The following is a 23,920-nucleotide window of genomic DNA, read 5'->3' as shown; positions in this document are numbered from 1 at the left end:
AGATTTCAGTAAAATCCGTCGGGCTTTTATTTTTAATCTTTCATTGTAATGGCATCATTATAAATCAACTTATCCAAACTTTGGTCTCGATCGTATACATCTGGGAAAAAATTAACTTCTCCGTTGTCCTGAACCCAGCAGGTAAAATAACCTATATAAACCGGAATTTTACGTTTAAGCATACAGGTTGTTTCTTTTCCGCCATTCATAGCACTCTCAATTTTGTCTGCCGGCCAGTCTGGATCGTCTTTTAAAATATGCAATGCAAGCTGTTTGGCTTCTTTCACATTGATACAGCCGTGGCTAAAAGTACGTTTTTCAAATTCGAATAAACTTTTTGCAGGCGTATCGTGCATATAAATATCGTTTGGATTTGGGAACATGAATTTTACTAATCCCAACGAATTTTTGGCCCTGGTTTTTGTCGCACTTTACCTCCGTTCCATTCCATATTATGTTCTTCCAAATAGTTCTTATCACTTGCAATCTGGAGTTTTAATTCGTTTTGTATAATGCTATTTGGCACGTACCAATAAGGGCTAAAGACGATTCGATCCATGCTACCACTAAAAATCACCGTTTCACTAAGTCTGTTACCCACAAAAATGTCTGAAACCAGATCATATTTTCCGTCCTTAACATAAAACAGCCTAAACGAAGGAATATTAACCATGACGTACTCCTCTGCTTTTGCCAATTTGGTCGGAATCCATCTGCATCTTTCCATGTTTAGCATAATGGTTCTGATTCTCTTGCTAATCGGCTCATTCATTTGATTGATAATATCTCTCGTTAGCGCATAATTTATTTTTAAATTATATCTTTTTTTATAATTTAAAACTCCCGCCATCAATTCTTCATCATAAATATCACTGCCAGAATCTTGTTTTAAATCTCCTACTACAAATAAGCGATTTCTAATTTGTTTAATGGCGATAGCTGTATCGTCTGGTCTTAAATCTTTAAAAGTCGCACTGTCAATCGCAATTTTCTGCCATAGATTATCGGTTTCTATTTTACGGTATTTTTTCAGCGCACCTTTCAATCTGTAGTATTGACTGAATAATAGATTATCATCTTCATTCAATCGATTGGTATCTACCATTAATGAATCTAGAATATGAGTATATGAAATAGATTTTGCAGGCAAATACCATCCTATTTTTTTCAATGTCGCAGGATCAACTCCAGAATACACATTACTCGCATAAAACACATACATACTGGTAAGCAGTAATTCGGTATCAAGTTGAGATGGTTTGTTTGAAGAACTTTCATTAAACGCCTCATCAATTTGTTCTTTATAAGGCATTTTTTCTTCAATTCCCTGATCTTTCAGAACATTTACTTTCTGATACAATAAGGATCCAAATTCAGTGATACTTTTATCATCATACCAAAGAGATTTGTACTGTTTAGCTTTATAAATATCATCGACATCTTTTTGATATTTTTTAAGCTTTGGATATTTCTTGAAGAAGGCATTAATGGAAGCTGCATCAATTGTAATGACCGCAACAGCTTTTCGATCTGACAGATCAGAATTGCTTTTAGCATTGTTAGACAATGAATTGAATGAAAATGCAAAAAAACTGACTGTAACAATAATTAGAGAAAAAGTAAAATTTCGCATATTTTTAAAGTTTAAATTGGTAGAAATAACTTTAAAAAAAATACCGAAAACCCAAAAAATTACTCAAAAAACCTTAGTTTTCACATATTTTTTTCCTGTCTGGTAATCAATCGATTTGGGTAATCAAATATAACGAAGTTTTGTGAGAATTTTATTTATTTGAAAGAAAACTTACATAAAAGAACATTCTTTTAAATTGGAAGAACTTTTCTAAAAGCATCAAAATAGATAATGATCCTTAGATTCCATTTTAATAAAAAGTTATGTTGAATAATTTTGAATAATCTCAATATCAATAATTACAATCCAAAAACGCTTAATTTCCGAACTTAATCTGTTATCTTTGCACCCTGAAATCAGTTTAAATAAATATAATCTTATAAGACTGTTTTTAGAGAATAAAAAAATAGCCCATTACAATGAAACTAGATAGAAAAGAAATTCTAAAAGCCTTAGAGACAATCACTATTGCTGGAGAAGGAAAAAATATGGTTGAAAGCGGTGCTGTAACCAATGTGATTACATTTGGAGATGAAGCTGTTGTAGACCTTGTATTGCATACGCCTGCTATGCACATCAAAAAAAGAGCTGAAGATGATATTAGAAGAACAATTCATGAACTAATATCGCCAGATGCAAAAGTAAAGGTAAATATTAAAGTAGAAGCTCCAGAGAAACCGGAAATTAAAGGCCGTGCTATTCCTGGAATTAAAAATATTATTGCAGTTGCTTCTGGTAAAGGAGGAGTAGGAAAATCTACTGTAACTGCAAACTTAGCTGTTACACTTGCAAAAATGGGCTTTAAAGTTGGTGTTTTAGATGCTGATATCTATGGCCCCTCTATGCCAATTATGTTTGACGTTGAAAACGAAAAACCGATTTCTATAACAGTTGACGGAAAATCAAAAATGAAACCTATTGAAAGCTACGAAATCAAAATGCTTTCAATCGGATTTTTTACAGCGCCAAGCCAAGCCGTAATCTGGAGATGGCAATGGCTGCAAAAGCATTAAACCAAATGATTTTTGATGCAGATTGGGGAGAATTAGATTTCATGCTTCTTGACCTGCCTCCTGGAACTGGAGATATTCACCTTTCTATCATGCAGTCACTTCCAATTACTGGAGCGGTTGTAGTAAGTACTCCGCAAGCGGTAGCACTTGCAGACGCCAAAAAAGGTGTGGCAATGTTTATGCAAGACAACATCAATGTTCCTGTTTTAGGAATTATAGAAAATATGGCTTACTTTACACCAGAAGAATTGCCAGAAAACAAATATTATATCTTTGGACAAGAAGGTGCTAAAAACCTTGCTGAAGATTTAGGAGTTCCGTTTTTAGGAGAAGTTCCAATTGTACAGTCTATTCGCGAAGCAGGAGATTATGGTCGTCCGGCAGCATTGCAGACTGGTTCTCCAATAGAAACAGTTTTTGAAGAAATTACTAGAAATGTTGTACAAGAAACAGTAAACAGAAACGAAAGCTTACCAGCAACAGAAGCCATCAAAATTACAACAATGGCAGGTTGCTCAGCAGTTAAAAAATAATTAGATAATTGAGATAATGAAACTAATGAGATAATGTGAAAATTAGAAAATGAGATAATTTCACGCAACAAAGTGAATTTTCTAATTTTCTAATTGGCACATTTTCGAATTAAAAACATTCTCTAATTGACACATTAATATTATGACAACAGAAGAATTAACAAGTAATGTTTTATTGGCCTTAGATGAGATAAGACCATTTTTAAAATCTGACGGTGGAGATATTTCATTAATTTCTATCGAAGAGGACAAACATGTAAAAGTTCGTTTGGAAGGAGCTTGCATTAGCTGTAGCGTTAATCAAATGACCCTAAAAGCTGGTGTTGAAACTACCATAAAAAAATATGCACCACAAATTGAAACTGTGGTAAATGTAATGTAACAAAAACAGTGTCTTTTTTATCCAAATTAAACCCTCAGAGTTTAACAAGAATAATAGGTAAATTATGGTTTGATTGAAAAAATCATAAAATAACACTGAAAAAAAGATGTTTTTTGCCACATTCACAAAAAACAACGCAAAGATTTAAGAGTTTCCGTTAAGGAATTGTTACATTTTTAACTTAAATTTGTCACAAAACCCTTAAATCTTAAACTTATGAAAAACTATTACGCTCTTTTTTTATTATTGTTTTTTGTTTCTGTAGGATATGCCCAAAGTAAGAATGTTGTGGTTGACAAGGCTTGGGTAAGTGAATCTGAAGAATGGTCTGACTTTCAATATTCAGGTAAGATTATCTTTTCAATCAATCCAAACGAAGCACCTGGAACATTGCGAATTGGAAACTACGATTTCTTATATGATTTTGTAGAAGGAAAAGCAAAATTTACAGTAAAATCAACTTACAGTTCAGCAGAATTCTCAAATCCGAGAAAGCTTTCTGCTTCAACTGACAAACAAGGAGTATTAAACACGACTTACGAAGGAACATTGATTTTCCAGTCTGATAGAGATTATTATTCTGTAATTGCAGTGGTCACAATTCTTGAAAAAAACGATAACGTTCTTGGTGTAAAAATGCACTTAAAGGAGAATGATAGAAAAGAATACGCTTTTAGTACTAAACCTACTAGCTAATATAAATTAGGATTTTTTCACGTTATAAAATCCTGCCAAAAATTCCAATAATTAAAATGGATGTATTAATTAAAATTAAAGATCGAGAAGGAGTTATACACGAATTACAGGCTCCGACTGATATGGCAATGAATATAATGGAGTTATGCAAAGCATACGAACTTCCTGTTGAAGGAACATGCGGAGGTATGGCCATGTGCGCATCTTGCCAGTGTTATGTTCTAAATGATGTTGCATTACCAGAAATGGGAGACGATGAAGAAGCTATGCTTTCGGAAGCATTTTATGTTAAGTCTAATAGCCGTTTGGGTTGTCAGATACCAATTACTGAAGAATTAGAAGGACTAGAATTAGAACTGGCTCCGGAATATTAAAAATAAAAGAAAAGCGAGAATTTATTGATTCTCGCTTTTTTTATTTATATCTCTTCGTATTCTTTTACCAAATTATCTAAAGAAAACTCTCGTAATAATTTATCCAAATATTTACCTCTACTACTCGATTCTCTTTGATACGGTGCAAAAGAACTCGTAGATTTATTAAATTCTACATTAATTTTCTGTAACTCTATTTTTTCATCGTCTGTCAATGAAGTTGATTTCTTTTCTATAAAGCTCAAAATCCTTTTTATAGCGATTTCTTTATCAATAATGGCATTTTCGTTATTGTTTAGAGTACAAATTCCGTAAACGCCATTACAATAGTGATTCCATTCTTCTTCTAAAACCTTTTCGATTTTTTCGTTATCAATATTCCCGTTATCACCGAAAACATTTCCGTATGCAAAAGCTTTGTGGGGGTGATTTTTTAAGTTTGACAACAAATTTTCTTTGAACTCCAATTTAAACTTTTCAGGATTCGCATTATCCGCATTCTTTTTTATAAGTTCTAAAACACTTGGGTGAAAATACTTTTCTTCAACAATAATTCTATGATTATCATTTAATGAAGAACTAATGTTTATTTCTGAATTTATAATATAAGAAGGTTCAGGAACAAGTTTACTTTCAATTAACTGATTTAATTTATCTAATGAAATATTTGCTGTTTTTATTACTTCTTCAAACTCTATATAATTGTCTTTGATGTAATTTAAGTTTATGTCTATCATATTCGTCTAATTTCAAATCAAATATACCATAAAACAGCGCACAAAAAAACCGTAATTACATTGCTGCAATTACGGTTTTCTCTTTATAACAATTTTATTTAATCTCTAGATTATACCAAACCTGCTTTGATTAAGTATTCAGCGATTTGGATTGTATTTGTTGCAGCACCTTTTCTTAAGTTATCAGCAACAATCCACATATTTAAAGTGTTTGGCTGGCTTTCGTCACGACGGATTCTTCCAACAAAAACATCATTTTTACCTTCTGCATATAATGGCATTGGATAAGTAAAAGTATCTAAATTATCTTGTACCGTTACTCCGTCTGTATTGTGAAGGATTTCACGAACTTTGTTTACATCAAAATCATTTGTAAACTCAACGTTTACTGCTTCACTATGTCCGCCTACAACTGGTACACGAACTGCAGTAGCAGTAACTCTAATAGTTTTATCACCAAGAATTTTTTGAGTTTCGCGAACTAATTTCATTTCTTCTTTAGTGTATCCGTTTTCTTCAAAACTATCGCAATGTGGAATTGCATTTCTATGAATTGGATATTTGTAAGCCATCTCGCCTTGAATTCCAGCGTACTCGTTTTCTAATTGTTTTACCGCTTTTACACCAGTTCCTGTAATAGATTGGTAAGTAGAAACTATGATTCTTTTAATGTTGTATTTTTTGTGCAAAGGAGACAAAGCCAAAACCATTTGAATTGTAGAACAGTTTGGATTTGCAATAATTTTGTCTTCTTTAGTTAAAACGTCAGCATTGATTTCTGGAACTACCAATTTTTTAGTAGGATCCATTCTCCATGCAGACGAGTTATCAATAACAGTTGTTCCAGCAGCAGCAAATTTTGGAGCCCATTCTAAAGAAGTATCTCCTCCAGCAGAGAAAACAGCAATATCAGCTTTCATATCAACAGCTGTCTGTAATCCTACTACTTTATATTTGGTTCCTTTGTATTCGATTTCTTTTCCAACTGATCTTTCTGATGCAACAGGAATTAATTCTGTAACAGGAAAATTTCTTTCTGCTAATACTTTAAGCATTACTTCGCCTACCATTCCAGTAGCGCCTACAACTGCAATTCTCATTTTTATATGTTTAAATAATCAATTAATCTAATTTGTAAGGCAAAAGTAAGTATAATAAAAGTTTCCACAAGGCGATTCACAAAAAATAACAAAATGTTATAAAATAAACATTTTGTAAAAAAAACCGCCTCTTTAGAAGGCGGTTAAGTTAGACTTAGTGTAGCGGTATTATATTTTTATTTATTTTTCAATAAATCTCTAATCTGTATCAATAATTCTTCTTGAGTTGGTTCCAGCTGGAGGTGGCGGTGCAACATCTTTCTTTTTAGCATGGTTCATTGCCTTAATTATCAGGAATAAAACAAAAGCCACAATAATAAAGTTAATTACTGCCGATATAAAGACTCCGTACTTTACACCTCCAAAAGCAGTTAATTGCTCAATAGTAGACAAATGTGCAGCATCTAAAGCTGGTTTCAACAGCAATGGCGTAATTACATCTTCAATAAATGAGCTGACAATTTTACCAAAAGCAGCTCCAATGATCACCCCGACAGCCAGGTCAACCACGTTGCCTTTCATTGCAAATTCCTTAAATTCTGAAAAAAATCCCATATCTGATCTGTTTAGTTGAATAATAAATGAATATCGAAAATACGCAATTTTATTGAAAATTCTTAATATTATCTAAAAAATACCCTCTTAACACGTTGCGAAATACTCGTCATTATCTCATATGGAATTGTTTTTAAGGCTACAGCCATCTCTATCACAGTAGGGCTTTCGCCGAAAATAATCACCGAATCGCCTTCTTTACAATCTATGTCGGTTACGTTGACCATTAGCATATCCATACAAACACTTCCAACAATTTTGGCTTTTTGATTTTTGATGGTGACAAAACCCACTTCATTTCCCCATAATCTCGCAATTCCATCAGCATATCCAATTGGAATTGTGGCTATTTTAGTTGCTGCATCGGCCATAAAACGGCGTCCATATCCCACACTGTCACCACCAGGAATGGTTCGGACTTGAGAAATGATGGATTTTAATGTTCCAACATTTTCTAAATACTTTTGCTCTGCGGGATCATTTGAAACGCCATACAATCCAATTCCTAAACGTACCATGCTGTATTGCGCGTCAGGAAAATTACTGATTCCTGAAGTATTCAAAATATGTCGAATTGGATTAGTATTTAATTCTGCTATTAATTTTGAAGACAGTTTTTCGAACAATGCAATCTGCTGTCGCACAAAATCAAAATGTTTTGGATCATCGCTTGTTGCCAAATGCGATAAAATACTTTGAACACGAACCGTTGAATTTCCTTTTAAAGTTGCAATCAATTCGTCGATCGTATTGTTTTCAAAACCTAAACGATGCATTCCTGTATCTATTTTGATATGAATCGGGTACTCTTTTAAGTTCTTTTCGCGAGCTATTTTCAAAAAGGCATTTAGTCCTTTCAGACTATAAATTTCAGGCTCTAATTGATATTGAATAATAGATGGAAAACTGGTCGATTCTGGATTTAAAACCATAATGGGAAGTTTTATTCCGCCATTTTTCAACGCGATTCCTTCATCCGCGAAAGCGACACCCAAATAATCTACTTTTTGATGTTCTAATAATTTAGCAATTTCTAATCCGCCGTTTCCATAACCAAATGCTTTTACCATCACCATCATTTTGACATTTGGCGCTAGTTTTGACTTATAATAATTGAAGTTATGAGTGATCGCATCGAGATTAATTTCAAGAACGGTCTCGTGTGTTTTTTCTTCCAGAAGCGAAACGATTTCTTCAAATTGAAAAGATCTTGCTCCTTTTATTAGAATCGTTTCATTATTGAAATTCAGATTATCGATTTCAGCTATAAAATCGGTCGTGTTTTCAAACATTGTACTGTTTGGAAACTTCGCTTTAAAAGAAGAAATTGTGGATCCGATACCAATTACACGGTTTATTTTATTATCTGAGATTAACTGAGCAACTTTAGAATACAATTCTTCATTGCTGAATCCGCTTTGGAAAATATCAGATAAAATAACCGTTTTTGAAGCGCCTTTCTTCTTCTGACTTTCTAAAAAGTCCAAAGCAATTTTAAGCGATTGAAAATCGGAACTGTAGCTATCGTCAATAATACTGCAATTGTTAATTCCGTTTTTCACTTCCAAACGCATACGAACAGGATATAGCATCTCTATTCGATTCTGAATCGTTTCCTGATCGTAATCAAAATGCAATAAAACCAACAAACAAGAAATCGCATTTTCTACCGAAGCCGAATCGTTAAACGGAATTTCTAAACTGAAAATTTCGTTTTCGTATCGATATTGAATAAAAGTATGGTCATTTTTATGTTCTCGTTTTTCAATAAAAACATCTGCGTTTTGATCGGTAAAACTCCATGAGAAAAGTTTTCGCGGATGCACCATATATTCTGCTGCAAACTGCGTTAAACAAGATTCCACAACTTCGGTTTTTTGATAGATAATGATCGGACAATCTTTAAACAAAAGTAATTTTTCATCAATCTTTTGCACCAAATTTAGAAACCCTTCATCGTGTGCGCTTCCAATATTAGTGAGCACACCTATTGTAGGTTTAATTATTTTTTCCAGATGAATCATTTCGTTAACTGTCGAAATTCCAGCTTCGAAAATGCCTAAATTATGCTTTTCATTAATTGCAATTACCGAAAGCGGAACCCCAACTTGAGAATTGTAACTCTTTGGACTTCTAATAATATTATAATCCGGGCTCAATAAAAAATTAAGCCATTCTTTTACGATCGTTTTACCATTACTTCCCGTTAATCCGATAACTGGAAAATGGAATAAATTTCTATAATAAGCAGCAAATTCCTGAAGTGCAAAAAGCGTATTTTCGACAACCAAAAAATTAGCTTTATCAGCATAACCTTCTGGAATATATTGAACAACAAAATTTTGAACTTTGTTTTCTATTAAATCTGGAATAAACAAATGAGCATCATTATTAACCCCAGCCAGAGCAAAAAATAATGTTTGCGATCCGTTTTGAAGCGAACGGCTGTCAATTGATATATGATCGATTAAAACATCAGCATCTGAGCCAATCCATTTGGCATTTAATACTGAAACAAGGCTTTTTAAATTTAGACTCATTTAGAAATTTCTTTTTTTCAAATTTAAAAAAAGGTTTGCCACGAATGTCCCAAATTTTTACAAATTAATTTCACGCAGATTTAAAAAAATTTAAGCAGATGCGCGCAGATTTTTTTATTAATTAAATTGGCTTAGATCTGCCTAAATCTGCAGAATCTGCGTGAAAATTTTTAGCCACAGATTAAAAGATTATCACTGATTATAATCCTTTTTAATCCTAAAAATCTGTGGCAAAAAAAATAGTTAACCACAAATTCACAGACTAATTTCACGCAGATTAAAAAAGATTTGAGCAAATACACGCAGATTTTTTATTAATTAAATTGGCTTAGATCTGCCTAAATCTGCAGAATCTGCGTGAAAATTTTTAGCCACAGATTAAAAGATTATCACTGATTATAATCCTTTTTAATCCTAAAAATCTGTGGCAAAAAAAAATAATTCCCCTGAATTCATGTAATTCATGGCAGAAAAAATTTATTGATTATATTTGTTTTTACACTACAAATTTCCATGTTTTGAAAAAAGTACTTCCGATATTCTCCTATATATTACATCCGATTTTTATATCGTTATATGCAACTTTGTTTTACCTCTTTTACAAAGACGATATTTTCAGTACAAACGAAAAGTATTTTGTCTTAATTCAGATTTTGGTCATCAACGTCATTGTTCCTGTCTTATTTTATCTGTTGCTAAAATCGACTGGACACGTAAAATCGATAATGCTAAGTCAGACTTCAGAACGAACGATTCCGCTTATTCTGCAATGCTTCCTGTATATTTTATTAGTTAAAAGAAGCATCATAATTACGCGTTATCCAGAGCTTCATTTCTTTTTTCTTGCAGCATTATTCAGTACTATTTTGGCACTGGTATGTGTGCTGTTCAAGACAAAAGCAAGCTTACATATGGTTGCTATCTCAGGTTTAACGATTTTTGTTATCGGATTAAATATTCATCTTCAGCTTCATAATCCGTATTGGCCCGCTTTACTTATTTTATTATCGGGAATTGTGGCCTCATCCCGTTTAGAAATGAATGCGCATACTTCTAGGGAAATATTAATTGGATTGTTTGTTGGCATAATGCCGCAGCTTCTATTTTTATACCTGTGGTTATAAAATGTAAAAGATCAATCCTGCATTTAAGGTTTTCATATTGATTTTTTCGCCAGACAAAGTGGTTGCCGAATTAAACAAAGGACTTAAACCATAATAGATGTAGACATTCCAAGTGTTGTATCCCGCCGAAAGATATGGGCCGTACTGAAATTTATTGATATTATCGTTATTCTTAATTCTATATGTCGTTTCTCCATCATCCAGAATAGAGGAACTTGAAAACACATAACTCAATTTTATACCACCATAAATACGCCAGAATTTAGTGCTCTCGAAAGTCGAATTACGCCATCTAAATTCTATTGGAAGATCTACAGAATATTGTCGGTAACGATTAGAAACAAATTCTCCATAACTGTTAACTCCATATATAATTGTACCTGAAGCATCCTCAGAAATCGTTAAATTTTGATAATAATTCTGATAACTCAATCCCAAACCCGTAGCAATAGCAATAGTTCTCGATTTATTAACCGGCATATCACGCAAGAAACCACCTGAAAGTCCAAGAGAAAACTTATTCTGTTTGAAATTAACTGGAATATCGGTAAACATATTATAGGTAACCGAAAAATAAAACTGATCTTCTCGATACAAAGAATCTATTTTTACAACTGGTTTTATCTCAGGCTTAACGTCTTCTTGTGCAAAAGAGTTAAAAAAAGTGAGTAAAAATAAGCAGCTAAAAATAATTCGCATATCGTAAATTGGGTTTTAAAAGAGGATTTTAAAATAAACGCTTTTTTGGGTTTATTTATTTCATATACAAATATAATACAATGCTATTAGCAACACTAAGAAATGCAAATATTCTTATTTTACCTGCTAATAAAATTATTTGCTGCATATTTTTCAATAAATCGATTGGAAAAGCCAAAAATAAATCAATTATCTTTTTATGTTTTATACCTTTGCAGTAAATGAAGAAAAAACAGCTCATATTAAGTTTATCTTTTGCTGTCACGATATTGTTCTCAATATTGTTTCAGTCTATACATAGTTATGAGCATATTGTAAAACAGCTTTCAGAAAAACAGTGCCATCATAATTACAATGATCCAAACGGCGAAATAACGCATCAGCATCATGATTATGACGTTTGTTTTGTTTGCCATTTTGCTTTTGAATCTTTTATTCTTCCTCAAGATTTCTCTTTTGAATTTCATTCATTTGATAGAGAAACCCCTTATTTCTTCCCATTTTCAGAGAAGATTTTTTCAATTTCAACCACTTCGTATTTCTTACGGGACCGCCTGCCACTATAGTTCCCTAAGTTTCGATTATTCGAAAAAATAGCACATTTCTTTTAATTTAAAATTCAAATAACATTTAGTTTCCTAATCCTATTTTATCAATCGGGATCAGAATGCTTTATTGTTGACTTTTGGTTTTTCATTCGAAGAAAAAATTCCATTTAATTATAGCATCATTTTCAAATGAAAAAATTTATAATAGCCCTTATTTTAGGGTTTTCGAGCATACTTACTGCTCAAAATTCGGTTTCAGGAACCGTAACCGACAATCAGAATAATCCATTGCCCGGAGTTTCTGTTTATGCTCCAGAATTACACAAAGGAACTACAACAGACGCAAACGGAAAATACGAATTGAATAATCTTCCAAATGGAACCTTACGTATTGCTTTTACTTATGTTGGATATGCCAATCAAAATAAGACGATTGCTAAATTATTGAAACAAAACACACTAGATATTGTTCTTGAAGAATCTATTTTAGAAATGGATGAAGTAGTGGTTTCAACGCCTTTTAACAAACTGCAATCACAAAACGTAATGAAGATTGAGCACGAAAGCATTAAAACATTACAGCAAAAAGGAACCTCAACTTTAATTGAAGGTTTGGCAACAATTCCTGGAGTTTCTCAGATTTCTACAGGAACTTCTATCGGAAAACCTGTAATTCGCGGACTTAGTGGTAATCGTGTTTTGGTGTATTCTCAAGGCGTTCGTATAGAAAACCAGCAGTTTGGAGACGAACATGGTTTAGGTTTAAACGATGCAGGAATAGAAAGTGTTGAAGTGATTAAAGGCCCTGCTTCTTTATTGTACGGTTCTGATGCTTTGGGAGGTGTTTTATATTTCAATCCTGAAAAATTTGCAGATGCAGGCGATTTTAAAGCTAATTTCAGTCAAAAATATTTTACAAATACACAAGGAAGCAATTCTTCTATAGGATTGAAAACTTCTACCGATAACTGGAAATTCTTAGCGCGAGGAAGCTACAACACGCACTCTGACTACAAAATTGCTGACGGCGATCGCGTAACCAATTCACGCTATAACGAAACTGATTTTAAAACCGGAATCGGGTATAGCAATTCTACTTTTTCTAGTGTTGTAAGATATAATTTTAACAAACTGGACATTGGAATTCCAGAAGATGGAATTGCAGAACAATCTTCGAGCAAAGACACTCAATTTCCGAGACAAGGAATTTACAATCATTTATTAAGTTTGAATAATGTGATTTTCTTTGAAAACTCAAAATTAGATGTTGATTTAGGATACATCGCAAATGATAGAAGCGAATTTGAAGATAGCAACGAAGCTTCTTTACACATGAAACTGAATACTTTCAATTATAATGCGAAATATCACTTTCCTAAATTCGGAAAAATTGAAACTATTTTTGGCGTTCAAGGGATGCATCAGACCAACAAAAATTCGGGAGAAGAATACTTAATTCCAGATGCCACAACGAATGATTTTGGAGTTTTTGGAACTGCCAATTACGAATGGGATAATAGCGTTATTCAAGCTGGATTGCGTTTTGACAACCGAAACATTACTTCGATAGCACACGGAACAGAAGGCGAAGAAGGCTATTTTCAAGCTTTAGATCGCTCTTTTGATAGCTTTAACGCTTCTTTAGGTTACAAAACAAAATTTGCTGAGCCTCTAACTTTCCGCTTAAATGTTGCAACAGGATTTAGAGCGCCGAATTTGGCAGAATTGACTTCAAACGGTGTTCATGAAGGAACAAATCGTTACGAAATTGGAAATGCAAATCTGAAAACAGAACAAAACGTTCAGACTGATTTGAACTTAGAATATAAAAACTCTCATTTTGAATTCTTTGTAAACGGATTTTATAATCACGTAAACAACTATATCTACACTTCGCCAACAGGAGAGGTTTTAGAAGACAATGATGTTTTTGCTTATATTCAGGATAATGCACAGTTGTACGGTGGAGAAGTCGGCTTTCATTTTCACCCTCATCCATTAGATTGGTTGCATTTTGAAACGAGCTTTGAAACGGTTACTGGTAAAAAAGACAACAAAGATTATCTTCCTTTGATTCCTGCAAACAATTGGAATAATACACTTAGAACTGAATTTAATATCAAAAATTGGCTAAGCGAAGGTTTTGCATCTTTGAATGTTTCTTCTACTTTCAATCAAGATAATGTAAGCGGCTTCGAAACAGCTTCGAAAGGCTATACTTTGGTAAATTTAGGTTTTGGAGGAACGGTCAAACTAGGAAAAACGGCTTTCGACATTAACCTTAACGGAAACAATTTATTTGATAAAAAATACATTGCACACCTTTCTAGATTAAAAACAGACGGTATTCCGAATATTGGAAGAAACATCGTTTTAGGGGTTAATTTCAATTTATAATTTTAAATTTAACCGCAAAGAGCGCAAAGTATTACGCAAGGTTCGCTAAGTTTTATTTTATAAAATGACGATTAAAAGATTCTCGCAAAGACGCCAAGCCGCAAAGAAATTTTAAAACTTTGCACATCCGCGTCTTTACGAGATTAATTTTGCGTGCTTTGCGAAAACTCTTTGCGTTCTTTGCGGTTAGTAACACAACAATCTCACAAAAAGCGCTATTTTTGTTACAACAGATAAAACTAATTATGAAAAAAACATTTTTATTAATGGCACTTACAACTGCAGGGGTTTCATTTGCCCAAACTAAATATCCGGAAACCAAAAAAGGAGAAACTGTTGATGTTTATTTTGATACTAAAATAAGTGATCCGTACCGTTGGTTAGAAGATGATAAATCTGCCGAAACCGGTGCTTGGGTAAAAGCTGAAAACGAAGTTACATATGCGTATTTAGATAAAATTCCGTTTCGCGAAGAACTTAAAAAGCGAATGGAAAAACTATGGAATTACGAAAAAATAGGAGCTCCACATAAAGAAGGGAAATTTACTTATTACTCTAAAAACAACGGACTTCAGAATCAATCAGTAGTTTACAGAAAAGATGCAAACGGAAAAGAAGAAATTTTCTTAGATCCAAATACTTTTTCTAAAGACGGAACAACTTCTCTTGGCGGTCTTGACTTTTCTGAAGATGGAAGCAAAGCAGCTTATGCAATTTCTGAAGGCGGAAGCGACTGGAGAAAAGTGATTATTATTGATGCATTGTCTAAAAAAGTTGTAGAAGACACTTTGGTTGATGTGAAATTTAGTGGTGTTTCATGGTACAAAAATGAAGGTTTCTACTATTCTAGTTATGACAAACCAAAGGGAAGTGAATTATCGGCTAAAACAGATCAGCACAAATTGTATTTCCATAAACTGGGAACTTCTCAAAAAGACGATAAAGTAATTTTTGGAGCAGATCAAAAAAGAAGATATGTAGGCGGATATGTTACTGAAGACGATCGTTATTTAGTAATTACCGCTGCTAACTCAACTTACGGAAATGAATTGTACATTAAAGACTTGACAAAGCCTAACAGTCCAATTGTTACAATCGTAGACAATTTTAACAGCGACAGCAGTGTTATTGACAATGAAGGAAGCAAATTGTTTATCGAAACCGACTTTAATGCTCCTAACAAACGTGTCGTAACGGTTGACGCAGCAAATCCGAAACCTGAAAACTGGAAAGATTTTATTAAAGAAACCAAAGATATCTTATCTCCTTCAACTGGTGCTGGTTATATCTTTGCTAATTATACAAAAGATGCTGTTTCATTTGTACAGCAATATGATTACAACGGAAAATTAGTTCGTGAAATCAAACTTCCTGCTGTTGGAACTGCTGGCGGATTTGGCGGTAAAAAAGAAGATAAGATTTTATACTACAGCTTTACTAACTATACAACTCCAGGAAGCATCTATGCTTTGGAGCCAAAATCTGGTAAATCTGAAGTGTATCAAAAACCAAAAGTAGATTTCAAAAGCGAAGATTACGAATCTAAGCAAGTTTTCTATACATCAAAAGACGGCACAAAAGTTCCTATGATTATTACATATAAAAAAGGAACAAAATTAGACGGTAAAAATCCAACTATTCTTTATGGTTATGGCGGATTCAATATTTCTTTAACTCCAAGTTTCAACATTGCAAATGCTGTTTGGTTGGAAAACGGAGGTATATATGCTGTAGCGAACTTAAGAGGTGGCGGTGAATATGGAAAAAAATGGCATGACGCGGGAACTAAACTTCAAAAACAAAATGTATTTGACGATTTCATTGCTGCTGCAGAATATTTAATTGCTCAAAAATATACTTCTTCTGATTATCTAGCTATTCGCGGAGGATCTAACGGAGGTTTATTGGTTGGTGCAACTATGACACAGCGACCAGATTTAATGAAAGTAGCTTTACCAGCTGTTGGGGTTATGGATATGCTTCGTTACAATGCTTTTACAGCAGGTGCCGGATGGGCTTTTGACTACGGAACTGCTCAAGATAACAAAGAAATGTTTGAATACTTAAAAGGATATTCGCCAGTACACAATGTAAAAAAAGGAATTCATTATCCTGCTACAATGGTAACTACTGGTGATCATGATGATCGTGTTGTTCCTGCGCATAGTTTCAAATTTGCTTCTGAGTTACAGGAAAAACAAACAGGAGAAAATCCGGTTTTAATTAGAATTGATGTTAAAGCAGGACACGGAGCAGGAAAATCTGTTGCGGCTACAATTCAGGAAAATGTAGACATTCAAGCTTTCACGCTTTACAATATGGGTTTTAAAGCTTTGCCTAAAAAGTAAGACTTTAAACTGATTTTTTTTAGCCACGAATTCACGAATTATTTTTGTGAGCTCGTGGCTAATTTATTTTATGCCACAGATTAAAAGGATTAGATAGATTAAAAAATCTGTGAAAATCTTTTCAATCTGTGGCTTTTATTTTTTTTCACGCAGATTCTGCAGATTTAGCAGATTTAATTAAAAAAATCTGCGAGCATCTGCTAAAATTATTTTTAAATCTGCGTGAAATTAGTTCGCATAATTCGATACAGATTTTTTAAACATTCAGATCAAAAAATTCGTGAATTCGTGGCTAATTTTCTTTTAAATTTGAGAAACTTAAAACTTAAACCATGAAAATTATAAAATGGGGAATTATTGGCTGTGGAAATGTAACCGAAGTTAAAAGCGAACCAGCTTTTCAGAAAGCTCCAAATTCGGCTTTAGTTGCAGTTATGCGAAGAGATGCTGCTCTTGCCGAAGATTACGCCAAACGCCATAATGTTCCGAAATGGTATTCTAACGCTGAAGATCTAATAAATGATCCAGAAGTTGATGCCGTTTATATAGCTACTCCTCCGTCTTCTCATAAAGAATACACTATTTTATGCGCCAAAGCTGGAAAACCTGTTTACGTAGAAAAACCAATGGCTTTGACATTTGAAGAATGCAACGAAATGATTAGCGCTTGCAAAGAGCATAATGTTCCTTTGTTTGTTGCTTATTACAGAAGAGCGTTACCTCGTTTTTTAAAAATTAAAGAAATAATCGATCAGGGGAAATTAGGAACTATTAGACACGTAAATTGTGTTTTGTATCATCCTTTTGAAGCACGTTATGATGACGAAATCAATCTTCCTTGGACGGTTCTACCACATATTTCTGGAGGTGGAATTTTTGTTGATTTGGCCTGTCATACTCTAGATTTCCTAGATTTTGTTTTAGGTCCGATAAAATCAGTTCGCGGACATGCCACTTCTCAGTTAATGGCTTATCCTGCCGAAGATGCTGTTTCAATGTCATTTTTATTTGAAAACGGAATTCACGGATCTGGTCTATGGAATTTTGCGAGTTTTGAACGTTATGATAATACTGAAATTGTAGGCGATAAAGGTAAAATCTCATTTTCTACTTTTGGAAATGATCCCGTTCATATTCAATATACAAATGGAGAAAAAGAAAGCATTACAATAGAAAACCCGCTTCACATTCAACAGCCGTTTATTGAAACTGTTATTGCTGAACTTTTAGGGAATGAAAACGCTTCTCCATCAAAAGGTACTTCTGGCGCCAGAACCACTTGGGTTATTGATCAAGTTTTGAAGGAGTTTAGAGATTCGAAATTATAATTATCAATTAAAATACAATATGTCATCCTGACGAAGGAAGGATCACAGACACAGACAAGACTCAAAAAAAAGAGGATATTCTTTCGAATATCCTCTTTTTGTAAACTATAAAAAAAATTGGAAAATTATAGGCTGTATCTTAAACCTAAAGTCAAACCTAAACCAGAAATTCCAACATAAGAACTAATATCATCTGTAGCTCTTGTATTATCAAATCCTGCAGCATTAGTTACTTTACTGTTTGAAGTTGTATTAATTTGATCAACATATTTCGTATGACTTGCAGAGTATGAAGCATCAGGGCGGAAATTAGTTGGTGTATTTAATTTATCCACTCCATTTTCTGTATATACTTCAGTTTCTTTTGTTTTTCCGTGAACAGTAAAGTTACGGTATTCTAACTCTCCAAAAACAGCAATGTGTGTTCCTAATTTATAAGATGTTCCTAATGCAGCCAAAAATCCAACTGTTGGATTAGGTTTTACTACATCTTTAGCATAACTAGTGACAACACCTGCTGGGGTTGTGTAAGCTCTATTTGTTTTAATTGTCAAATCTCCATGAACAGGTACAATAACTCCTACTTTCGTGTAAGGTTCAAAACCGTTAGATTCTCCTAAAAACAAAACAAGAGCTGGAGCAACATCAAAAGCCTGAATTTTTCCTACTGCTTTTCCAGTAGCAAATACAGGACCAGCAGCAACTAATCTGTTAGTAGTTTCAACCATAGTTTTACTAGCACTACTGAAATAGTTAAATCCTACTTCTACTCCCAAACGAGTTGAAAAACGATATCCTGCAGTTATACCTGTACGAAATCCTTCTCCAAATGAACCATGATTTGTTTCTCTCGAAATTAAAGTTGTACCATCTGCTGCATATACATCTGTATTAGGCAATGCACCATTTACAATTGGAAATTCTGTAGCAGCTGTTTGAATAAAATAAGATCCACCCAATTTAAAATACCAGCTTTCTGGTTTTTCTGCTTTTTCTGATTGCGCCATTGTGGCCATAGAGCAAACTAATAACCCTAATAAAAATAGGTTCTTTTTCATAATTTTGATTTATTGATTAGTACAAACTTAGAACATTTTAACACATTCTTACAGTTTGTAAAGTTAGACTTGGAACGAAAACGTTGTAATTTGGGGCAATATTACTAAAAAACTATTATGCATGCATATTTTTAACATAAAAAATTAACATGTGTTTAAATTTTAACTGTTAATTTTTTAGTTCAATTTAAAATTAATCTGCATTTTCTCCAACTCCTGCAGTAATTCAGCAGAAATTTTAACCTTCAAACGACGGCTCGGCATGGTTAATTTGGTGACTACTTTTATCTCTTCAACCTCATTTACCTCTTGAATCTTAGTGTCTTCCATCGCACTATCTTCATTTTCATTTTCGGCTTCAAAAACAGCATCTTCAGCTTCAAAATCGGTTGGAGTTTCTACCTCAACCAATCGCTTTATTTTTTCTAGCTCCATGATTTCAAAAGTCACAGAATTCTCTCCTTTGTATTCAGCAAACAAATGACTCAGCTTATGAATAAATTCAGGATGAAGATCTTTGATATTCAATAATACGATCAATTTCTTAGCGAAAGCTTCTAAAATATCCTGCAACTGACGAATCTCTACAAACTGCATTCTAGGATTTGACTTTTTACCTGTATCATGGTTTACCCATCCGTCTTTGATTAATATTTTCAAAAAGGCAAAATTGTTCTGAATTAAGAAGTGGCGGAATTTTAAATATTCCTCACCAAAAATCTTAAACTCGTAACTTTCGTCATACCCTTCTAAATTGAAAGCAGCCCAACCTTTTCCATTTTTAGCTACACGATGCTGCACGTTATTGATAATTCCGGCAAAATTTAGATTTTTACCTACATATTCATTCATGCTTTTTAATGCTTCTAAACGAGCATTACAGAAGTATTTCATTTCAAACCTAAAATCATCCAGCGGATGTCCAGAAATGTAGATTCCGACAACCTCTTTTTCTTTAGCCAGTTTTTCCATGGTGCTCCAGTCTTCACATGGAGGAACAACAGGTTCTGCGATTTGTACTTCACTGGTTTCTCCAAACAAACTTACCTGAGATGAGTTTTCATTTTCCTGAAACTTCAATCCATAACGCATTGCTTTTTCGTAGAAAGTAATTCCGTCTCCATCATCGTGGAAATATTGTGCTCTGGTTGTTCCTTCGAATGAATCAAAACCTCCAGCCAGTGCTAAGTTTTCAATCGCTTTTTTGTTGGCAGCACGCAAATCAATTCGCTTCGCCAAATCAAAAATCGATTTATATCTTCCGTCTTTTCTATTTTCTACAATTGTTTCAACCGCTCCAGAACCTACTCCTTTAATCGCTCCCATTCCGAAACGAACCGCGTAATCATCATTTACTGTAAATTTATAGTACGATTCGTTTACGTCTGCAACCTAAAACCTGTAATCCCATACGTTTACATTCTTCCATGAAAAACGAAACCTGTTTGATATCGTTCATATTATTCGAAAGTACCGCTGCCATATATTCTGCTGGATAATGCGCTTTCAAATAAGCCGTTTGATACGCAATCCAAGCATAACAAGTCGAGTGCGACTTGTTGAAGGCGTAACTCGCAAAAGCTTCCCAGTCTTTCCAGATTTTCTCTAAAACCTTTGCATCATGACCTTTTGCAGCCGCTTGTTCAACAAACTTCGGCTTCATTTTATCCAGTACGTCTTTTTGTTTCTTACCCATCGCTTTACGCAAGACGTCGGCCTCACCCTTTGTAAATCCTGCCAAAGACTGAGACAAAAGCATTACCTGCTCTTGGTAAACCGTAATTCCGTAGGTTTCAGATAAATATTCGGCACAGGCATCTAAATCGTATTTGATCTCCTCGTCACCATTTTTTCTTCGAACGAAAGACGGAATATATTCCAAAGGTCCCGGACGATACAATGCGTTCATGGCAATTAAATCTCCAAAAACCGTTGGCTTCAGATCTTTCATGTATTTCTGCATCCCAGGCGACTCATATTGGAAGATTCCAACGGTTTCACCTCTTTGGAAAAGCGCATACGTTTCTTCATCATCAATCGGGAAATTATCTGGATCTAGATCAATTCCTGTTCTGTATTTTACCAGTTTTACGGTATCTTTTATCAGCGTAAGGGTCTTCAGACCCAAGAAGTCCATTTTCAGCAATCCGGCACTTTCTGCCACCGAGTTATCAAACTGTGTTACATATAAATCAGAATCTTTTGCTGTTGTTACAGGAACATAATTTGTAATATCCGATGGCGTAATGATAACCCCACAGGCGTGAATTCCCGTATTACGCATCGATCCTTCCAGAATTTTTGCCTGCTGAATGGTTTCTCCTGCCAAATCATCTTCATTGGCAATCGCTATTAATTCTTTTACATTGTCAAATTCGTCAGAACGAAGCGCTTTTTTAACTTCCTCTTCACTCTCAGAAATAAAACGCGCCAAATTCCACTTTGACGGCATCATTCCTGGAATCAGTTTTGCAATTCTATCGGCTTCAAACAATGGTAAATCCAGTACACGCGCCGTATCACGAATTGCCGATTTGGTTGCCATTTTACCATACGTGATAATCTGCGCCACCTGTTTTTGACCGTATTTGTTGATTACATAATCCATTACACGTCCACGACCCTCGTCATCAAAGTCGATATCAATATCGGGCATCGATACACGGTCAGGATTTAGGAAACGCTCAAAAAGCAAATCATATTTAATAGGGTCAATATTGGTAATTCCGAGACAATACGCAACGGCCGAACCCGCTGCAGATCCACGACCTGGCCCTACTGATACGTCCATTTTTCTAGCTTCGGCAATGAAATCCTGTACAATCAAAAAGTAACCTGGATAACCTGAGTTTGAAATCGTCATTAACTCAAAATCCAAACGATCTTGAATCGATTCGGTTATTTCGCCATAACGTCTTTTGGCACCTTCCATAGTAAGGTGTCTCAAGTATTTATTTTCTCCTCTTACACCACCATCTTCTTCATCTTCGGGCACCATAAATTCTTCTGGAATATCAAATTTTGGAAGCAAGACATCACGATAAAGTGAATATATTTCGACCTTATCTATAATTTCCTGAATATTGATAATCGCTTCGGGCAAATCGGCGAAGAGTTTTTTCATCTCGTCTTGCGACTTGAAATAGTATTCCTGATTTGGAAGTCCGTAGCGATAACCACGTCCGCGTCCAATAGGCGTTGCCTGCTTTTCACCGTCTTTTACACAAAGTAAAATATCGTGCGCATTGGCATCTTCTTTATTTAAGTAATAGGTGTTATTTGTCGCAATTAACTTAACATCATGTTTTTTTGAAAACTCAATCAGGGTTTTATTGACACGATTTTCATCTTCCTGATTGTGGCGCATCACTTCTAGATAGAAATCTTCGCCAAATTGTTCTTTCCACCAAATCAGAGCTTCTTCGGCTTGGTTCTCACCAATATTCAGAATTTTACTCGGAATCTCTCCGTATAAATTCCCCGACAAAACCATAATATCTCCCTTATATTGCTCCACAATCGCGCGGTCAATCCTCGGAACATAATAAAATCCGTTTGTATAAGCAATCGAAGCCATTTTAGCCAAGTTGTGGTAACCTGCTTTATTTTTAGCCATTAAAACAACCTGATAACCGTTGTCTTTTTTGCTTTTATCTAAATGGTTTTCGCAGATATTAAACTCACAACCAACAATGGGTTTTACTTCTGTTTCTGTTGGTTCTTCTCCAGCTTCAACCAAAGCTTTATTTTTTCCAGAAGCCGCTTTGTTGTGGTTCATTACAGTACTCACAAAATGGAAAGCTCCCATCATGTTTCCTGTATCGGTCATGGCAACGGCTGGCATTCCGTTTTTAGCGGCAGCGGCAACTATATTCCCAATTCCGATAGTCGATTGAAGTACCGAAAACTGCGTATGATTGTGTAAATGCGCAAATTTTGCTGCTTTAAAATCGGCCTTATCTTCTTCTGAAACGACATTTTGCTGCCCTTCTCCTGCTAAAGCTTTAAGCTGCTCTCTAATTTTATCTGAAGCCGCTTTTAAGTTGATATGTTTTAAACCAATTAACTTAAATGGCTCAGCATTTCTTTCCTGAAATTCTTTGAAATATTCCTTCGGAACGTCTAATTCTTCTTTTGTAAAAACTTCTCTTCTAACCAATTCTAAGAAACAGCGCGTAGTTGCCTCAACGTCGGCAGTTGCGTTGTGCGCTTCCGCGAAAGGCTGATCGAAAAGATAGCTGTGTAATTCGGTCAGAGTTGGAAGTTTGAATTTTCCTCCACGACCTCCAGGAAGCTGTAATAATGAAGCCGTAACTTCGGTACAAGTATCCAGAACAGGCATTGAAGCCATTTGAGACTCCACTCCCATTCTATGGAATTCGGCTCCCATAATATTAACGTCGAAACCTAAATTTTGTCCAACGATAAATTTGGTTTTGCTTAAAGCAATATTGAATTTTTCTAAAACTTCGGCCAAAGTGATTCCATCGGCTTCAGCCAATTCAGTAGAGATTCCGTGAATACGTTCGGCATCATACGGAATATTAAATCCTTCTGGTTTTACCAAATAATCCTGATGTTCGATGAGCTGTCCCATTTCGTCATGAAGCTGCCACGCAATTTGTATACAGCGAGGCCAGTTATCTGAATCGGTAATCGGGGCATCCCAGCGTTTTGGTAATCCGGTTGTTTCGGTATCGAATATTAAATACATAGAGTTGTAAAAGTCAAATTTTAAAGCTCCAAATCTCAAATCTTACACATTGCAAAATATTGACAACATGAAACATAACAAAATGCGAAATGAAAAATGGAAGGAAGTCAAATTTACGCTTTTTTTAGAGAAATAAAGAAG

At 34.4% G+C, this 23,920-nt stretch carries 15 protein-coding genes and 3 pseudogenes; 9 read left to right on the top strand and 9 right to left on the bottom strand.

Features of this window, described 5'->3' with window-relative positions; genetic code table 11:
- Window positions 1-32 precede the first annotated feature (32 nt).
- Window positions 33-401, bottom strand: a complete 369-nt coding sequence (locus ACPWTF_RS14425; protein WP_427871739.1) for a L,D-transpeptidase family protein — start codon at window positions 399-401, stop codon at window positions 33-35.
- Window positions 392-1,633, bottom strand: a complete 1,242-nt coding sequence (locus ACPWTF_RS14420; protein ID WP_427871738.1) for a L,D-transpeptidase family protein — start codon at window positions 1,631-1,633, stop codon at window positions 392-394. The genes ACPWTF_RS14425 and ACPWTF_RS14420 overlap by 10 nt, the downstream gene beginning before the upstream one ends.
- Window positions 1,634-2,052: 419 nt before the next feature.
- Here ACPWTF_RS14420 and ACPWTF_RS14415 point away from each other — a divergent pair.
- From ACPWTF_RS14415 to ACPWTF_RS14400, 4 genes and pseudogenes are all read left to right on the top strand, one after another.
- Window positions 2,053-3,179 (top strand): annotated as a pseudogene (locus tag ACPWTF_RS14415) (P-loop NTPase).
- A gap of 142 nt (window positions 3,180-3,321) precedes the next feature.
- Window positions 3,322-3,561, top strand: a complete 240-nt coding sequence (locus tag ACPWTF_RS14410) for a NifU family protein (RefSeq protein ID WP_379794860.1) — start codon at window positions 3,322-3,324, stop codon at window positions 3,559-3,561.
- Window positions 3,562-3,777: 216 nt separating this feature from the next.
- Window positions 3,778-4,257: a hypothetical protein gene (locus tag ACPWTF_RS14405; protein WP_095929731.1), complete on the top strand. Its 480-nt coding sequence runs from the start codon at window positions 3,778-3,780 to the stop codon at window positions 4,255-4,257.
- A 56-nt stretch (window positions 4,258-4,313) separates the two neighbouring features.
- Window positions 4,314-4,631, top strand: coding sequence for a 2Fe-2S iron-sulfur cluster-binding protein (locus ACPWTF_RS14400; protein WP_095929730.1), 318 nt, complete (start codon window positions 4,314-4,316; stop codon window positions 4,629-4,631).
- Between the two features lie 44 nt (window positions 4,632-4,675).
- Here the strand turns inward: ACPWTF_RS14400 and ACPWTF_RS14395 are convergent, their stop codons facing one another.
- The 4 genes and pseudogenes from ACPWTF_RS14395 to ACPWTF_RS14380 form a co-directional block, all read right to left on the bottom strand.
- Entirely contained in the window at window positions 4,676-5,368 is a 693-nt protein-coding gene (locus tag ACPWTF_RS14395) for a DUF6058 family natural product biosynthesis protein (protein ID WP_427871737.1), read from the bottom strand.
- Window positions 5,369-5,478: 110 nt separating this feature from the next.
- A complete protein-coding gene (locus tag ACPWTF_RS14390) occupies window positions 5,479-6,468 on the bottom strand; it encodes an aspartate-semialdehyde dehydrogenase (protein ID WP_427871735.1) in 990 nt (329 codons plus the stop codon).
- Between the two features lie 176 nt (window positions 6,469-6,644).
- Window positions 6,645-7,023 (bottom strand): annotated as a pseudogene (gene mscL, locus ACPWTF_RS14385) (large conductance mechanosensitive channel protein MscL).
- A 68-nt stretch (window positions 7,024-7,091) separates the two neighbouring features.
- The gene (locus ACPWTF_RS14380) at window positions 7,092-9,563 is read right to left on the bottom strand and encodes a bifunctional UDP-N-acetylmuramoyl-tripeptide:D-alanyl-D-alanine ligase/alanine racemase (protein WP_427871734.1); all 2,472 of its coding nucleotides are present in this window, start codon (window positions 9,561-9,563) and stop codon (window positions 7,092-7,094) included.
- A 518-nt stretch (window positions 9,564-10,081) separates the two neighbouring features.
- Between ACPWTF_RS14380 and ACPWTF_RS14375 the strand changes: the two genes are divergently transcribed.
- Window positions 10,082-10,687, top strand: a complete 606-nt coding sequence (locus tag ACPWTF_RS14375) for a hypothetical protein (protein ID WP_253251814.1) — start codon at window positions 10,082-10,084, stop codon at window positions 10,685-10,687.
- Here the strand turns inward: ACPWTF_RS14375 and ACPWTF_RS14370 are convergent.
- Window positions 10,682-11,386: a porin family protein gene (locus ACPWTF_RS14370; RefSeq protein ID WP_379794878.1), complete on the bottom strand. Its 705-nt coding sequence runs from the start codon at window positions 11,384-11,386 to the stop codon at window positions 10,682-10,684. The genes ACPWTF_RS14375 and ACPWTF_RS14370 overlap by 6 nt on opposite strands.
- Before the next feature lie 221 nt (window positions 11,387-11,607).
- Here ACPWTF_RS14370 and ACPWTF_RS14365 point away from each other — a divergent pair, with 221 nt between their 5' ends.
- From ACPWTF_RS14365 to ACPWTF_RS14350, 4 genes are all read left to right on the top strand, one after another.
- On the top strand, window positions 11,608-11,952 hold the full coding sequence (locus ACPWTF_RS14365) for a hypothetical protein (RefSeq protein ID WP_427871732.1): 345 nt from the start codon (window positions 11,608-11,610) through the stop codon (window positions 11,950-11,952).
- 171 nt (window positions 11,953-12,123) lie between these two features.
- A complete protein-coding gene (locus ACPWTF_RS14360; RefSeq protein ID WP_427871730.1) occupies window positions 12,124-14,331 on the top strand; it encodes a TonB-dependent receptor in 2,208 nt (735 codons plus the stop codon).
- Window positions 14,332-14,576: 245 nt separating this feature from the next.
- Window positions 14,577-16,679, top strand: a complete 2,103-nt coding sequence (locus ACPWTF_RS14355) for a prolyl oligopeptidase family serine peptidase (protein ID WP_427871728.1) — start codon at window positions 14,577-14,579, stop codon at window positions 16,677-16,679.
- 332 nt (window positions 16,680-17,011) lie between these two features.
- A complete protein-coding gene (locus ACPWTF_RS14350) occupies window positions 17,012-18,007 on the top strand; it encodes a Gfo/Idh/MocA family protein (protein WP_427871727.1) in 996 nt (331 codons plus the stop codon).
- A gap of 125 nt (window positions 18,008-18,132) precedes the next feature.
- Here ACPWTF_RS14350 and ACPWTF_RS14345 read toward each other — a convergent pair whose 3' ends face one another.
- Window positions 18,133-19,065 carry an outer membrane beta-barrel protein gene (locus ACPWTF_RS14345; protein ID WP_427871725.1) on the bottom strand — a complete coding sequence of 311 codons (933 nt, stop codon included), beginning with the start codon at window positions 19,063-19,065 and terminating at the stop codon, window positions 18,133-18,135.
- Window positions 19,066-19,242: 177 nt separating this feature from the next.
- Window positions 19,243-23,779: pseudogene (gene dnaE, locus ACPWTF_RS14340) on the bottom strand (DNA polymerase III subunit alpha).
- Between the last annotated feature and the right edge of the window lie 141 nt (window positions 23,780-23,920).

It is taken from the genome of Flavobacterium sp. MMS24-S5, from assembly GCF_050320125.1.
Lineage (GTDB): Bacteria > Bacteroidota > Bacteroidia > Flavobacteriales > Flavobacteriaceae > Flavobacterium > Flavobacterium tyrosinilyticum.
This window is presented reverse-complemented; position numbering and strand designations above follow the sequence as displayed.

Coding starts and splice junctions, on each gene's coding strand:
- ACPWTF_RS14420 (WP_427871738.1), bottom strand. CDS start 1,633: ATGCGAAATTTTACTTTTTCTCTAATTATTGTTACAGTCAGTTTTTTT.
- ACPWTF_RS14410 (WP_379794860.1), top strand. CDS start 3,322: ATGACAACAGAAGAATTAACAAGTAATGTTTTATTGGCCTTAGATGAG.
- ACPWTF_RS14405 (WP_095929731.1), top strand. CDS start 3,778: ATGAAAAACTATTACGCTCTTTTTTTATTATTGTTTTTTGTTTCTGTA.
- ACPWTF_RS14400 (WP_095929730.1), top strand. CDS start 4,314: ATGGATGTATTAATTAAAATTAAAGATCGAGAAGGAGTTATACACGAA.
- ACPWTF_RS14395 (WP_427871737.1), bottom strand. CDS start 5,368: ATGATAGACATAAACTTAAATTACATCAAAGACAATTATATAGAGTTT.
- ACPWTF_RS14390 (WP_427871735.1), bottom strand. CDS start 6,468: ATGAGAATTGCAGTTGTAGGCGCTACTGGAATGGTAGGCGAAGTAATG.
- ACPWTF_RS14380 (WP_427871734.1), bottom strand. CDS start 9,563: ATGAGTCTAAATTTAAAAAGCCTTGTTTCAGTATTAAATGCCAAATGG.
- ACPWTF_RS14370 (WP_379794878.1), bottom strand. CDS start 11,386: ATGCGAATTATTTTTAGCTGCTTATTTTTACTCACTTTTTTTAACTCT.
- ACPWTF_RS14365 (WP_427871732.1), top strand. CDS start 11,608: ATGAAGAAAAAACAGCTCATATTAAGTTTATCTTTTGCTGTCACGATA.
- ACPWTF_RS14360 (WP_427871730.1), top strand. CDS start 12,124: ATGAAAAAATTTATAATAGCCCTTATTTTAGGGTTTTCGAGCATACTT.
- ACPWTF_RS14355 (WP_427871728.1), top strand. CDS start 14,577: ATGAAAAAAACATTTTTATTAATGGCACTTACAACTGCAGGGGTTTCA.
- ACPWTF_RS14350 (WP_427871727.1), top strand. CDS start 17,012: ATGAAAATTATAAAATGGGGAATTATTGGCTGTGGAAATGTAACCGAA.
- ACPWTF_RS14345 (WP_427871725.1), bottom strand. CDS start 19,065: ATGAAAAAGAACCTATTTTTATTAGGGTTATTAGTTTGCTCTATGGCC.